The sequence below is a fragment of the Priestia sp. TRM10 genome (assembly GCF_057808375.1).
The window spans coordinates 694,668-708,020 of record NZ_JBJZOT010000015.1 but is presented as its reverse complement, the minus strand read 5'-3'; the positions used below and the strand labels follow the sequence as shown (position 1 = coordinate 708,020).

Annotated in this window: 14 protein-coding genes; all 14 read left to right on the top strand. The window is 37.8% G+C overall.

Features of this window, described 5'->3' with window-relative positions; genetic code table 11:
- Nucleotides 1-15: 15 nt before the first annotated feature.
- Entirely contained in the window at nt 16-2,052 is a 2,037-nt protein-coding gene (gene flhA, locus ACK3CR_RS20330; RefSeq protein WP_243518245.1) for a flagellar biosynthesis protein FlhA, read from the top strand.
- The gene (gene flhF, locus ACK3CR_RS20325) at nt 2,052-3,137 is read left to right on the top strand and encodes a flagellar biosynthesis GTPase FlhF (protein WP_243518247.1); all 1,086 of its coding nucleotides are present in this window, start codon (nt 2,052-2,054) and stop codon (nt 3,135-3,137) included. The genes flhA and flhF overlap by 1 nt, the downstream gene beginning before the upstream one ends.
- A gap of 2 nt (nt 3,138-3,139) precedes the next feature.
- Entirely contained in the window at nt 3,140-4,000 is an 861-nt protein-coding gene (locus tag ACK3CR_RS20320) for a MinD/ParA family protein (RefSeq protein WP_488976059.1), read from the top strand.
- A 53-nt stretch (nt 4,001-4,053) separates the two neighbouring features.
- Nucleotides 4,054-5,949, top strand: coding sequence for a chemotaxis protein CheA (locus tag ACK3CR_RS20315; protein ID WP_488976058.1), 1,896 nt, complete (start codon nt 4,054-4,056; stop codon nt 5,947-5,949).
- The gene (locus ACK3CR_RS20310) at nt 5,946-6,347 is read left to right on the top strand and encodes a chemotaxis protein CheW (protein WP_488976057.1); all 402 of its coding nucleotides are present in this window, start codon (nt 5,946-5,948) and stop codon (nt 6,345-6,347) included. The genes ACK3CR_RS20315 and ACK3CR_RS20310 overlap by 4 nt, the downstream gene beginning before the upstream one ends.
- Before the next feature lie 166 nt (nt 6,348-6,513).
- Complete coding sequence (locus ACK3CR_RS20305) at nt 6,514-6,969, top strand: chemotaxis protein CheD (protein WP_430238035.1); 456 nt, start codon at nt 6,514-6,516, stop codon at nt 6,967-6,969.
- Nucleotides 6,970-7,080: 111 nt separating this feature from the next.
- A complete protein-coding gene (locus tag ACK3CR_RS20300; RefSeq protein ID WP_243518253.1) occupies nt 7,081-7,848 on the top strand; it encodes a FliA/WhiG family RNA polymerase sigma factor in 768 nt (255 codons plus the stop codon).
- 55 nt (nt 7,849-7,903) lie between these two features.
- Complete coding sequence (locus tag ACK3CR_RS20295; protein WP_243518255.1) at nt 7,904-8,389, top strand: hypothetical protein; 486 nt, start codon at nt 7,904-7,906, stop codon at nt 8,387-8,389.
- Nucleotides 8,390-8,537: 148 nt separating this feature from the next.
- Nucleotides 8,538-9,257 (top strand): 30S ribosomal protein S2, encoded by a 720-nt coding sequence (gene rpsB / locus ACK3CR_RS20290; RefSeq protein WP_019391841.1) that lies wholly within the window; start codon nt 8,538-8,540, stop codon nt 9,255-9,257.
- 88 nt (nt 9,258-9,345) lie between these two features.
- The gene (gene tsf, locus ACK3CR_RS20285; protein ID WP_111925221.1) at nt 9,346-10,227 is read left to right on the top strand and encodes a translation elongation factor Ts; all 882 of its coding nucleotides are present in this window, start codon (nt 9,346-9,348) and stop codon (nt 10,225-10,227) included.
- A gap of 113 nt (nt 10,228-10,340) precedes the next feature.
- On the top strand, nt 10,341-11,066 hold the full coding sequence (gene pyrH, locus ACK3CR_RS20280; protein WP_061801697.1) for a UMP kinase: 726 nt from the start codon (nt 10,341-10,343) through the stop codon (nt 11,064-11,066).
- Entirely contained in the window at nt 11,066-11,623 is a 558-nt protein-coding gene (frr, locus tag ACK3CR_RS20275; protein WP_061801696.1) for a ribosome recycling factor, read from the top strand. Before pyrH ends, frr begins: the two co-directional genes overlap by 1 nt.
- A 237-nt stretch (nt 11,624-11,860) precedes the next feature.
- Complete coding sequence (gene uppS, locus ACK3CR_RS20270; protein ID WP_243520742.1) at nt 11,861-12,571, top strand: undecaprenyl pyrophosphate synthase; 711 nt, start codon at nt 11,861-11,863, stop codon at nt 12,569-12,571.
- The gene (locus ACK3CR_RS20265) at nt 12,568-13,350 is read left to right on the top strand and encodes a phosphatidate cytidylyltransferase (RefSeq protein WP_488976056.1); all 783 of its coding nucleotides are present in this window, start codon (nt 12,568-12,570) and stop codon (nt 13,348-13,350) included. The genes uppS and ACK3CR_RS20265 overlap by 4 nt, the downstream gene beginning before the upstream one ends.
- The last annotated feature ends 3 nt before the right edge of the window (nt 13,351-13,353 follow it).

Sequence of the window (13,353 nt, the reverse complement as noted above, 5' to 3'; positions counted from 1 at the left end):
GAGGAAAGAAAGAACGTGACAGCAAGAGATCTACCAATTATATTAGGCGTTGTTTTAATTATCGTTATGCTCGTTATTCCGCTTCCAACGTGGTTGTTAAGTGTCCTGATCATGGTCAACATTTCCCTTTCACTTCTTGTTCTCCTTATGGCGATGAATATGAGAGAGGCATTAGAAATGTCCGTGTTTCCATCACTTCTTCTTGTATTAACGCTTTTTCGCTTAGGATTAAACGTTTCGACAACTCGTTCTATTTTAGGCCAAGGGGAAGCTGGGGGAGTAGTTGAAACGTTTGGGAACTTTGTTGTAGGGGGAAACCCTCTTGTTGGATTTGTTGTTTTTATCATCTTAATTATTATTCAATTTATTGTTATTACAAAAGGAGCGGAGCGTGTTTCCGAAGTAGCGGCACGTTTTACACTTGACGCAATGCCAGGGAAGCAAATGAGTATTGATGCTGACTTAAATGCTGGTATGATTTCGGAGCGTGAAGCCGTTGAGCGCCGCGAAAAAATTCAGCGGGAAGCAGATTTTTATGGAGCAATGGACGGAGGAAGTAAGTTTGTAAAAGGAGACGCTATTGCAGGAGTGATTATTACAATCATTAATATTATCGTTGGAATGATTGTGGGCATGATGCAACTTGGCATGTCTCTTTCCGAAGCTTCGACAACGTATACGCTCTTAACGGTTGGGGACGGGCTTGTGAGTCAAATCCCAGCCTTAATGCTTTCAACAGCAACAGGAATTATCGTGACAAGAGCAGCGTCTGACGGAAACTTAAGTCAAGATATTACAAAGCAGCTTTTTAGGCTACCTCCTGTTTTGTATATTACAGGTGGAACTATTATTTTCTTAGGACTTGTTACGCCGATAAGCGATGTATTAACGCTTCCTCTCGGTGGATTGATTGCTTTTGGAGGATATATGATCTCAAAACAGCAGAGTAAGGAAGAAGAAACAGAAGATGAGCTTGCTCGTGAAGAAACGCAGCTTGATGAGATGAAAAGTCCTGAAAGTGTTGTTAGCTTATTAAATGTAGATCCGATTGAGTTTGAATTTGGCTATGGATTGATTCCTCTTGCAGATACGAACCAAGGAGGCGATCTTCTAGATCGGGTTATTATGATTAGAAGACAGCTTGCGCTTGAACTTGGCCTTGTAATCCCTGTTGTTAGAATAAGAGACAATATTCAACTACAACCAAATGAGTATCGCTTGAAAATAAAGGGAAACGAACTTGCAAAAGGAGAGCTTCTTCTTGATCATTACTTGGCAATAAGCCCTGGTGAGGAAGAGGAAGGAATCGAAGGAATTGATACAGTGGAGCCTGCATTTGGCATGAAGGCAAAATGGGTAAATGAAGAGATGAAGGAAAGAGCAGAAATGTATGGCTACACGGTCGTTGACCCCCCTTCTGTTGTGTCAACACACATTACAGAAATCATCAGACAAAACGCTCATGAACTGCTAGGACGTCAAGAAACAAAACAGCTTATTGATCATGTAAAAGAAACATATCCAATTTTAGTTGAAGAAATTACGCCTGCAATTTTAAGTGTTGGCGATGTTCAAAAAGTACTGTCTAAACTACTGAGGGAGAACGTTTCTATTCGGAACTTGCCTGTTATTTTCGAAACGCTAGCAGATTACGGGAAAACTTCCTCAGATCCAGATTTGCTTACAGAGTATGTACGTCAATCACTGTCTCGTCAAATTACTTCTCAGCATTCACAAGAGAATAATGGCCTAAAAGTGATTACTCTGTCTGGAAAAGTGGAAAAAACAATGGCAGAAGCAGTACATCAAACAGAGCATGGAAACTATTTGTCGCTTGATCCGACTGTTTCCCAAACAATTGTTCAAAATATTGCTCATGAAGTTGAACAGTCTTCCCTTTACGAACATCATGCCGTTATTTTGTGTTCACCAGCCGTTCGCATGTATGTGCGTCAGCTTATTGAACGTTACATTCCACAAATAGCGGTTCTATCGTATAACGAGCTTGAGCCCTCAGTTGAGGTGCAGAGTATTGGAGTGGTAAATATCTAATGAAAGTAAAAAAATATAGAGTTAAGACAATGAAAGAGGCGATGGACAGGATTCGAGGGGAACTTGGAAGAGAAGCGGTTATTTTAAACTCAAAAGCAGTGAAGACGGGCGGATTTCTCGGGCTTTTCAAAACTAAAAAGCTTGAGGTCATTGCTGCTGTTGAGAGAGGAACTCAGTCTGCTATCTCCGTAAAAAAAAGAGAAGAGAAGCCAAAACAACAAGCTGCTCGATCTCTTCAATACGAAGAGCTTTTATTAGAAATCAAGTCATTAAAAGAAGCTGTTTCGTCCTCTTCTGCGGAGAAAAAGTTTGCGAGCTACCCAGAGACAGTTAAAGAAGTTTTCGTGCATTTAGAGAATCAGGGAATACAAGAATCAATTTTAGATGAGATGACGCCATTGCTTCTTGAAAAGTATTTTCTTGGAGAAGCAAACGTAGTAAAGGAAGCAAAGCATTATATAAAAGATCTTGTGATCCCGCTTTATACCGAAAAAAAAGCTAAAAAATGTATTAATCTTGTAGGACCAACAGGAGTCGGGAAAACAACAACTCTTGCTAAACTTGCGGCAAAGTATGTTTTACAAGATGGAAAAAGCGTTGCATTTATTACAACAGACACGTACAGAGTATCCGCCATATCGCAGTTGAAAACATATGCTGATATTTTAAATGTTCCTCTTCTTGTTTGTTATAACAAAGGAGAATTTGAAAAAGCGCTCGAAAAATTTGTTTCTTATGACCATATCATTATTGATACAGCAGGACGAAATTACAGAGATGAACAGTATGTAAAAGCATTGCAAAGCTTCATTCCCTTTCAAAATAATATGGATACCCATTTAGTCCTAGCCTTAACGGCAAAGCAAAACGATATGGAAGAGATAGTTTCCCGCTTTTCTTCATTGCCTATTCAGTCTTTTCTTTTCACAAAAAGTGATGAAACATCGTCATTAGGAGCAATTATTAATATGATGCACAAGTATAAAAAACCAGTTTACTATATAACAAATGGCCAAGATGTGCCTGATGATTTACTTTCGGTTACAGAAAATAATATTGCAAATTTTTTATTTAAGGAAGAGTGAGGATGAAAGATCAGGCAGAACGTCTTAGACTAAAAATGCAAGGAATCAAAAAAACGAAAGCATTAGCTGTATTAAGTGGAAAAGGAGGAGTAGGGAAAACTCATTTTTCCATTAACTTTGCTCTTTCTCTTCATAAACTTGGCTATAAAGTGCTTTTGTTTGATATGGATGTTGGGATGGGTAACGTAGAAATTTTAATGGGAATATCAACACAGTATACAATTGCAGATGTTCTACATGGAAATGTAGCAGTACAAGAAGCTGTGTCAAAAAGTAGCTACGGCATTGATATCCTTTCAGGAGGAACAGGATTAAATACGCTTGTTGAAATGGATGAGGGAGACATAACTCATTTACTTGCGCAATTTGACGACTCTTTTGTGCAATATGATTATGTTATTTTTGACATGGGAGCGGGAATGTCGAAGAGCGTTTTATCCTTCTTAAAGGCAGCTGACGAAATTGTTGTGATCATAACGCCAGAGCCAACATCATTAATGGATGGATATGCTTCTGTGAAGTTTATGATGATGGAGTCCCTAGAAGGTCCTTATAATGTTGTAATAAATAAGACTTCTTCCTTACGAGAAGGGGAGGGTGTTTTTAGACGAATAAATAAAGTGACTGAAAAATTTTTAAACGGTCAACTGAGCTATTTAGGGCGAATTCCGACCGATTCTGCAGTCACAAAAGCAGCGATGAAACAAGTACCATTTTCTATTCCCTATCCAAATGGAAAAGCGACAAAAGCAGTGGAAGAGCTTGCAGCATCTTTTGTAAACCCTGCTTCTGCAAAGTCTTTAAAAGGTGGGTTTCTAGCTCGATTAAAACATCAGTTTCTTGAAAAAAGAGAAAGATTATAAAAAATACGTTTCTCGAAGTAGTTTGTAATTTAGAAAGTATTGAGGTGGACAGCATGGAGATGAATCAATATTTGGATATTTTTATTGATGAAAGTAAACAGCATCTTCAAAATATGTATGATTATCTTCTAAAAGTAGAGAACGGTACGCGAGAAGACGGAGTTGTGCACGAAATTTTTAGATCTGCTCATACGCTAAAGGGAATGGCGGCAACAATGGGCTATGAACACGTAACAGAGCTTACGCACGGATTAGAAAATATTCTCGATGAACTTAGAAATGAAAAGATAGATTGGTCTAATGATCTCATAGATTTAATGTTTCAAGCGGTGGAAGAGCTTAGCAAATTCATAGATAAGATTATGAAAGGGGAAGGAGCTGAATTATTTAAAACAGATACGCTAACAGAACTTCATGAATTTCTATCGTACCCATCCCTTTCTAAAGAAGGAGAAGAAAAGTCTCCCTCGTCTCTTTCTATAGATGTTGATAGTATAATCAAAATCCATCTTGATGAAGATTGCTTATTAAAGGGAGCGCGTGCTTATATGGTGCTTCAGAAGATCGAAGAGTATGCTACTGTTATTAAAACTTCTCCAAGCTTTGAAGAGATTAAAGAAGGTAATTTCACAGAACATTTTATAATTCATATAAGATCAGATGAGCCCTTTTCACTCATTCAAAAAGAAGTAATGCACATGACCGATGTGAAAAACGTTGAGCTTCATATAAGAGAGAACAAAAAAGAAGATATAGTCTCTTCTGATCACACGGCAGCTTCTGAAACCGTTCGAGTGAAGCTTGATGATTTGAATGTGCTTATGAATTTAGTAGAAGAGCTTGTGATTGATAGAACGCGTATTCAGCAAATGATTCAGCCTTTTTCTGATCATGATCTTGATGACACAGTTAAACACCTTTTTCGATTAACAAATGATTTGCAGCAAGTTGTCATTAACATGCGAATGGTTCCCATTGAAACTGCGTTTAAACGTTTTCCACCAATGGTTAGAAACTTAGCTAAAACTCTTGGAAAGAAAATTCGCGTGAAATTGACAGGACAAGAGACAGCGCTTGATCGAACAATTGTTGAGAAAATTGGAGATCCGCTCGTTCATCTTATTCGAAATTCTATAGATCACGGCATTGAGCAGCCAGAACAAAGAAGAGAAAATGGAAAAGAATTAGAAGGAACAATAGAGCTTAGCGCCCGATATAAAGGAAGCCGCATTCTAATCGAGATTAAAGATGATGGAAGTGGAATAAACCGCCAGAGTGTATTAGCTAAGGCTATTAGTAAAAGCATTGTTTCAAATCAAAAAGCAAACTCAATGCTTGATGAGGATGTTTACCAACTTTTATTTACACCAGGATTTTCTACAGCAGATGAAGTTTCCAATTTATCAGGCCGTGGTGTTGGGCTTGATGTAGTACGAAACAGTATTGAAGCATTAGGTGGAACAACAAGTGTTACTTCTAATAGTGGACAAGGAACAGTGTTTTCAATTGATATTCCTGCTACGCTCTCTATCGTGTGCGCGATGCTCATTAAAATGAAAGAAGATATTTGTGCTGTTCCTATTTCATCAATTACAGAAACGCTTTTTATTGAAAAAGAAGAGATTTTACATATTGGAGAAGAATATGCTATCCATTTTCGGAATAAAGTGATCCCGCTTTTTTTCTTAAATGAGCTTTTTGAATATAATGAAGCACAAAAGGAACGTCTTCATCACTATGTTGTTATTCTAGAAAAAGGAGAAAAATACGTAGCTCTTGTTGTAGACGGGTTTCTTCATCAACAAGATATCGTTGTCAAACCACTTAGTTCTTATTTAAAACATGTTAGTCTTGTTTCCGGAGCTACGATTTTAGGAGATGGCAAGGTAGTGCTCATTCTAAATCATAATGAGCTTTTTAAAGACAGAGTAAAGGGGATAAACGGATGAAAATGCTTCAATTTAACGTAGGAAACAATGCTTATATCTTGCCAATTTCTCATATTTGTTCCATTGAAAAAATGCATACTATCACACATGTTCCACGAACATTTCCCTACATTAAAGGAGTAACAAACTTAAGAGGAGTTGTTACACCACTTATTGATCTTCGTCTAAGGGTTGGAATGAAAGAAAAAAAATATGATAGTGCAACACGGATTGTTGTCGTAAAAGGTGAAGAAGGAGAAGTTGGGCTTATTGTAGATGAAGCTGTTGATATTTTAGATCTTGATGAACAAGGAATAGCTTCTCCTGATGATGGAAGTTCCTACTATGTGAATGGATCTGTAAAAAGGGAAGATAAGTTTTTATTAGCTCTTGATATTAATAAAGTTTTAGAACAGTAGATTTTAAATGAGGTAGAATGCATTGCAGTCTTTCCCTTATTGAAAAAGAAGAACAGGAAGCATATGATGAAAAAGATAGAGAGTTTGATTTGAAATTTTTCTCTTACAAGGAGCATTTCAAGTGAGAAATAATCGAAAAGACGCGGTAAAGGTAGGCATTGCGGAAATGGGATTTGTCCGTGCACCATCCTGTATTTATACCGTCGGCCTTGGCTCTTGTGTAGGGGTCGTCATTTATGATCAAAAAGAAAAGATGGCTGCTATGGCACACGTGATGCTACCTTATGCAGAAAAAAGTGGAGGTAGAAATTTTAATAGAGCGAAATATGCTGATACAGCTGTGTATGCTTTGTGCGAAACACTGTTACAAAACGGTGGAAAGTTAGGGAATTTCCGAGCAAAAATTGCAGGTGGTGCCCAAATGTTTCAACATTACTCAACAGAGCAGGATATGAGGATTGGACCAAGAAATATTGAGGCTCTTAAACGATTCTTACAAGAAGCCAATGTCCCTCTCCTTTCGAAGGACGTTGGGGGACGAAGAGGAAGAACGATTAAATTTGATCCTGTAAGCAAAGTTCTTTTCATTCGAAGCGCCAACACAAATGTTAGAGAAATATAAATCTATGAGCGATGAACATTAAATTTTTGAAGCGGTAGTTTAGCATAACAGAATTCATTTAAAAATATAAGGTATTGAATTAAAGCTGTTTGCATGACGAGGAGGAGTCGAATGGCACAACCATCTCTAGAAGAACAATATTGGCTAAAATGGACACATTCACGAGACCCTCATGCCGGAAACATGTTGGTTCGTAAATATATGTCGCTCGTCCATTACCATGTTCAACGCATTTTAATTGGTATTCCAAAAAGTGTAAGTAAAGAGGATTTGTTCAGCCTTGGCCTTACAGGGTTGTATGATGCACTTGAAAAATTTGATTATAAACGCGATTTGAAATTTGATACATATGCATCATTCCGCGTGCGTGGTGCTATTATAGATGGATTAAGAAAAGAAGATTGGCTTTCAAGAGGAGCGAGAGAACGAGCTAAAAAGATTGAATCAAAAATTGAAGAGCTTGAGCAAGAATATTTACGAACGGTCGCCCCTAAAGAGATAGCAGCAAGTCTAGATGTAACAGAAGAAGAAGTGTTGCAAACAATGAATGAAGGTTTTTTCGCTAATATATTATCAATGGATGAATATATGAAAGAATCTGAAGACAAAGAACACCAAACATATTCTATTCGTGATGATAAAGCAGTTCTTCCTGAAGAAGAGCTTTTGAAAGAAGAAATGTATGAAAATCTTGCTAAAGTTATTGAAAACTTAAACGAAAAAGAACAGCTTGTTGTGTCTCTTTTTTATAAAGAAGATTTAACATTTACAGAGATTGGTCATGTGATGTCGTTATCAACGTCGCGCATTTCTCAAATTCATTCAAAAGCATTATATAAAATGCGTCACATGCTTACAAAGATAATGGAGCAGGCCTAAAGAAGACGAGCTCTTTAATGCTCGTCTTTTTCTATGAAAAGGAAGGAGGAGAAAAATGGCGTTCTTTATTGTGATTTCTCTCATTTTACACGTCATATCTTTCTTTTGTATTACGCTTCTTTATATGAAAAGAGGTGAAATGAAGAGAATAGAGCAAGAACAAAAACGCTCGGCAAAAGAACTCGAAGAAACAATGGCTGCTTATTTACTTGAGCTTCAAGAAGAGCATCATAATCTCATTGAGAGTTTAAAAAAGTCGAGAGAAAATAATACAAAAAAAACAAATTGCGCAAAATTTAATGCAGTTAGCAAACCTGAAAATCTCTCTGATCTTCTTCCAGCTTTTCAAATGCAAGAAGACATTGTTGAAATATATCTTTCAAAACTAAAGATAGACGAGCTGGAAGGGGAGCAATTGCGGAAAACAGTTTATTTTTTACATGATAGAGGTTTAACAAGTGAAGAAATTGCCAAACATCTACATAGAGGGGATGCGGAAATTCGCCTATTCTTACAATTTCGACAAGAAAATAGAATTTGAACTTGCTTGTGAATAGTGAATGTGCTATATTTATTTCTGGTGTTAATACACACGCTTAAAGATTTAGATAACGGTGCTGGCTCAACGTCAGTTTTATCTAAAGATGACTTAAGCGGAGGAACCCAAAAACCGTTAGGAGGAAAAATTAATGTCAGTAATTTCAATGAAACAATTACTTGAAGCAGGTGTTCACTTCGGTCACCAAACTCGCCGTTGGAACCCAAAAATGAAGAAATATATTTTCACAGAGCGTAACGGGATCTATATCATCGATCTTCAAAAAACTGTGAAAAAAGTTGACGAAGCATTCCACTTCGTTAAAGACGTAGCAGCAGAAGGTGGAAAAATCCTTTTCGTTGGTACTAAAAAACAAGCACAAGATTCTGTTAAAGAAGAAGCAGCACGTGCTGGTATGTACTTCGTTAACCAACGTTGGTTAGGTGGTACTTTAACAAACTTCCAAACAATCCAAAAACGCGTTAAGCGTCTTAAAGACATCGAGCGTATGGCAGAAGACGGAACTTTCGAAGTTCTTCCTAAGAAAGAAGTTGTAGGCTTACGTAAAGAGCTTGAGCGTCTTGAAAAATTCCTAGGCGGAATCAAAGACATGAAGCAACTTCCAGATGCACTATTCATCATCGACCCTCGTAAAGAGCGTATCGCAGTGGCTGAAGCAAGAAAATTAAATATTCCGATCGTTGGTATCGTAGATACAAACTGTGATCCAGACGAAATCGACTATGTTATCCCTGCAAACGATGATGCAATCCGCGCTGTTAAACTTCTAACTTCTAAAATGGCTGATGCTGTTCTTGAAGCTAAACAAGGTGAAGAAGCAGCAACTGAAACTGAAACAACAACTGCTTAATGAAGGAAAGGTGATAAAGGGGTAGCCTTTTATCACCTTTTTTTACAGATGATTACTTGATACATACCAAAACTAAGGAGGCAATATTATGGCGATTACAGCACAAATGGTAAAAGAACTACGTGAAAAAACAGGCGCAGGTATGATGGACTGCAAAAAAGCACTAACTCAAACTGAAGGGGATATGGAAAAAGCAATTGATTTCCTTCGTGAAAAAGGGATCGCAAAAGCTGCTAAAAAAGCTGACCGTATCGCTGCTGAAGGTCTAACACAAATCGAGGTTCAAGGTAATGAAGCTGTTATTATCGAAGTGAACTCTGAAACTGACTTTGTTGCGAAAAACGAAGGTTTCCAAAACCTTACTAAAGAAATTAGTGCACACCTTTTAGCTGCTAAACCAGCTAGTCTTGAAGAAGCATTAGAAAGCAAAATGGAGAACGGTGAAACTCTTCAAGGTCATATCAACAACGCTATTGCTAAAATTGGTGAAAAACTTTCTCTTCGTCGTTTCGCTCTTAAAACAAAAGGCGACAATGATGCATTTGGTGCTTACCTTCATATGGGTGGACGCATTGGTGTACTAACAGTTCTTGAAGGAACTACTGACGAAGCTGTTGCAAAAGACGTTGCTATGCACATCGCTGCAATCAATCCTAAATACATCTCTCGTGACGCTGTTTCTGAAGAAGAAGTAGCTCGTGAGCGTGAAGTATTAACTCAACAAGCTCTTAACGAAGGTAAACCAGAAAAAATCGTTGCAAAAATGGTTGAAGGCCGTCTTGGCAAATACTTTGAAGAAATTTGCTTACTAGATCAAGCATTTGTTAAAGATTCTGATCAAAAAGTAGGTAAATTCGTTTCCTCTAAAGGTGCTACTGTTGCAGACTTCACTCGTTATGAAGTTGGCGAAGGTATGGAAAAACGTGAAGAAAACTTCGCTGAAGAAGTAATGAACCAAGTTAAAAAATAAGACCATTATATTCTTTATAAATGGGCAAATTATAAAGCAAAGAAGGGGGGAACACGTTGTGTTCCCCTTTCCTAAAAAATGATATCGTACACTTGGGACGATGGAGGTTTAATATGAGTAGTGCAAAATATAATCGAATTGTATTAAAGCTGAGCGGTGAAGCATTAGCAGGATCACAAGGATTTGGAATCAAACCTGAAATCATCAAGTCTGTTGCTGCTCAAGTAAAAGAAATTTACGATTTAGGTGTTGAAATTGCCATTGTTGTTGGCGGTGGGAACATCTGGCGTGGTAAAATTGGTAGTGAGATGGGGATGGATCGTGCAAATGCAGACTACATGGGAATGCTTGCAACGGTAATGAATTCTCTTTCATTACAAGATAGCTTAGAGAATCTTGGAGTACAAACACGCGTGCAAACGTCAATTGAAATGCGCCAAGTAGCTGAACCGTACATAAGACGAAAAGCGATTCGCCATCTTGAAAAGAAACGCGTTGTCATTTTTGCGGCAGGAACAGGGAATCCGTACTTCTCAACAGATACAACGGCTGCTCTGCGTGCTGCAGAAATTGAAGCAGACGTTATTTTAATGGCTAAAAACAACGTAGACGGAGTATATAGCGCAGACCCAACTTTAGTACCTGATGCTGTAAAATACGAAACACTTTCTTATATTGAAGTGCTTCAACAAGGTTTAGCAGTCATGGATTCTACAGCTTCTTCACTATGTATGGATAACGATATTCCACTTATCGTATTCTCTGTTATGGAAGAAGGCAACATTAAACGTGTTGTTGTAGGAGAGAACATTGGAACAATTGTAAGGGGGAAAGAATAATGCCAAAAACAGTATTAAATGAAACAAAAGAAAGAATGGAAAAAGCGACAGGAGCTTTAACAAGAGAATTAGCAACAGTTCGTGCTGGACGTGCTAATCCATCTCTACTTGATAAAGTAATGATTGAATATTATGGTGTTCAAACACCATTAAACCAGCTTGCAACAATCAGTGTACCTGAAGCTCGTATGCTTGTTATCCAACCATATGACAAAACACAGCTTGCTGAAATTGAAAAAGCAATCATGAAAGCAGACCTTGGTCTTACTCCATCAAATGACGGCACAATCATCCGTATTACAATTCCTGCTTTAACAGAAGAGCGTCGTCGTGAACTTGTAAAACTTGTGAAGAAATACAGCGAGGATAGCAAGGTAGCCGTACGTAATATTCGTCGTGACGGAAACGAAGATCTTAAAAAGCTTGAGAAAAATGGAGAGATTACAGAGGATGATCTCCGTAGCTACACAGAAGACATTCAAAAGCTTACAGACTCGTACATCGAAAAAGTGGATGGTATTGCAAAAGATAAAGAAAAAGAAATTATGGAAGTATAATCTTTTTCGCTGTAAAATATATTGTAAAAGACCCTCTATTGTTTACAGGGGGTTTTTTTGTTAATAATGGTAGTATGAAAAATATAAAAGGGGACCGAGCCTTTTTATACAAAAATTACAGAAAAAAAGATGATGTTTGCATAACGGGGGACTTTTGACATGATAAAGAAATTTCAACAGCTTTTAAAGGAGCAAAAGTCAAATACAGGTACGTATGAACAGCGTAAGAAACAAGTGATGAAAGGATCTATTCCAGAGCATGTAGCCATCATCATGGACGGAAACGGACGCTGGGCTCAGAAACGAGCCATGCCGCGCATTATGGGTCACCATGAAGGAATGAAAGTTGTGCGGAAAATTACTCGTGCTGCCAATGAGTTAAATGTTAAAGTATTAACTCTCTACGCATTTTCAACAGAAAATTGGAAAAGGCCAAAAATGGAAGTTGAATTTCTTATGAAGCTTCCAGAAGAGTTTTTAAACACATTTTTACCAGAGCTGATTGAAGAAAATGTCCAAGTAAGGGTGATGGGAAAGAAAGAAAGACTTCCAGCCCATACGCTCAATGCCGTAAACAATGCAATCGAAAGAACGAAGGAAAATACGGGCCTTATTTTAAACTTTGCGTTAAACTATGGATCCCGTGATGAGCTTGTTTATGCGGTGAATAAACTGATGGAAGAAGCTGATCCAAACAAGGCTGTAACAGAAGCTGATATTCAGAAGCATTTGATGAGCGGAGACCTTAAAGACCCTGATTTGCTTATTCGCACAAGCGGGGAAATTCGCTTAAGTAATTTTATGCTATGGCAGCTTGCTTATGCTGAATTTTGGTTTACAGATGTTCTATGGCCTGACTTTAGAGGAGAACATTTTCTGTCAGCTTTAGAGGATTACCAAAATAGAGGACGCCGTTTCGGTGGCGTGAAGGATGTTGATAAAAAATGAGGCAACGAATCATTACAGGAGTCATTGCAGCCGCTATCTTTGTACCCCTTGTCTTAGTTGGCGGGTTGCCTTTTACACTGCTTGTTTATTTGTTAGCAACGGTTGGAGTTTTTGAATTATTAAAAATGCGAAAAATTTCGCTTCTATCTTTCCCAACGTTTATGAGTGTCTTACTTATTTGGACGTTTTTGCTTTCAGAGGCAAATGGGTCGCTTGCTAATACGATATTTAATCATAAAGTAGAAGTTGTTTTGCTCGCTGTTTTATTGCTGCTAACGTATACTGTATTAATTAAAAACCGTTTTACATTCGATGATGTTGGTTTTGTTCTTTTAGCAACCATCTATATTGGAATGGGTTTTTATTATTTTATTGCGATTCGCGAAGAACAGCTTTCTTATGTATTTCTTGCTCTTTTTGTAACATGGGCAAGTGATTCTGGAGCATATTTTATTGGGAAAAGTATGGGGAAACGAAAACTATGGCCTGACATTAGTCCAAACAAGACAATTGAAGGCTCAGTTGGAGGAATTGTTTGTGGAGTAATTGTAGCGCTTCTTTTTGCGTTTTTATCGCCGCTTACAGAGTCCCCTCTTCATCTTATGGTGATCGGTCTTGTTCTTTCTATATTTGGACAAGTTGGAGATCTTGTAGAATCAGCGTTTAAACGCCATTATGGTGTGAAAGATTCAGGCAATATTTTACCTGGACACGGGGGAGTGCTTGACCGAACAGACAGCTGGCTGTTTGTTTTCCCTATTCTTTACTTTTTAATATAATTG

Excerpts from the sequence above, each read along its gene's own strand:
- flhF (WP_243518247.1), top strand. The coding sequence starts at position 2,052 with ATGAAAGTAAAAAAATATAGAGTTAAGACAATGAAAGAGGCGATGGAC.
- ACK3CR_RS20320 (WP_488976059.1), top strand. The coding sequence starts at position 3,140 with ATGAAAGATCAGGCAGAACGTCTTAGACTAAAAATGCAAGGAATCAAA.
- ACK3CR_RS20315 (WP_488976058.1), top strand. The coding sequence starts at position 4,054 with ATGGAGATGAATCAATATTTGGATATTTTTATTGATGAAAGTAAACAG.
- ACK3CR_RS20310 (WP_488976057.1), top strand. The coding sequence starts at position 5,946 with ATGAAAATGCTTCAATTTAACGTAGGAAACAATGCTTATATCTTGCCA.
- ACK3CR_RS20305 (WP_430238035.1), top strand. The coding sequence starts at position 6,514 with ATGGGATTTGTCCGTGCACCATCCTGTATTTATACCGTCGGCCTTGGC.
- ACK3CR_RS20300 (WP_243518253.1), top strand. The coding sequence starts at position 7,081 with ATGGCACAACCATCTCTAGAAGAACAATATTGGCTAAAATGGACACAT.
- ACK3CR_RS20295 (WP_243518255.1), top strand. The coding sequence starts at position 7,904 with ATGGCGTTCTTTATTGTGATTTCTCTCATTTTACACGTCATATCTTTC.
- rpsB (WP_019391841.1), top strand. The coding sequence starts at position 8,538 with ATGTCAGTAATTTCAATGAAACAATTACTTGAAGCAGGTGTTCACTTC.
- tsf (WP_111925221.1), top strand. The coding sequence starts at position 9,346 with ATGGCGATTACAGCACAAATGGTAAAAGAACTACGTGAAAAAACAGGC.
- pyrH (WP_061801697.1), top strand. The coding sequence starts at position 10,341 with ATGAGTAGTGCAAAATATAATCGAATTGTATTAAAGCTGAGCGGTGAA.
- frr (WP_061801696.1), top strand. The coding sequence starts at position 11,066 with ATGCCAAAAACAGTATTAAATGAAACAAAAGAAAGAATGGAAAAAGCG.
- uppS (WP_243520742.1), top strand. The coding sequence starts at position 11,861 with ATGAAAGGATCTATTCCAGAGCATGTAGCCATCATCATGGACGGAAAC.
- ACK3CR_RS20265 (WP_488976056.1), top strand. The coding sequence starts at position 12,568 with ATGAGGCAACGAATCATTACAGGAGTCATTGCAGCCGCTATCTTTGTA.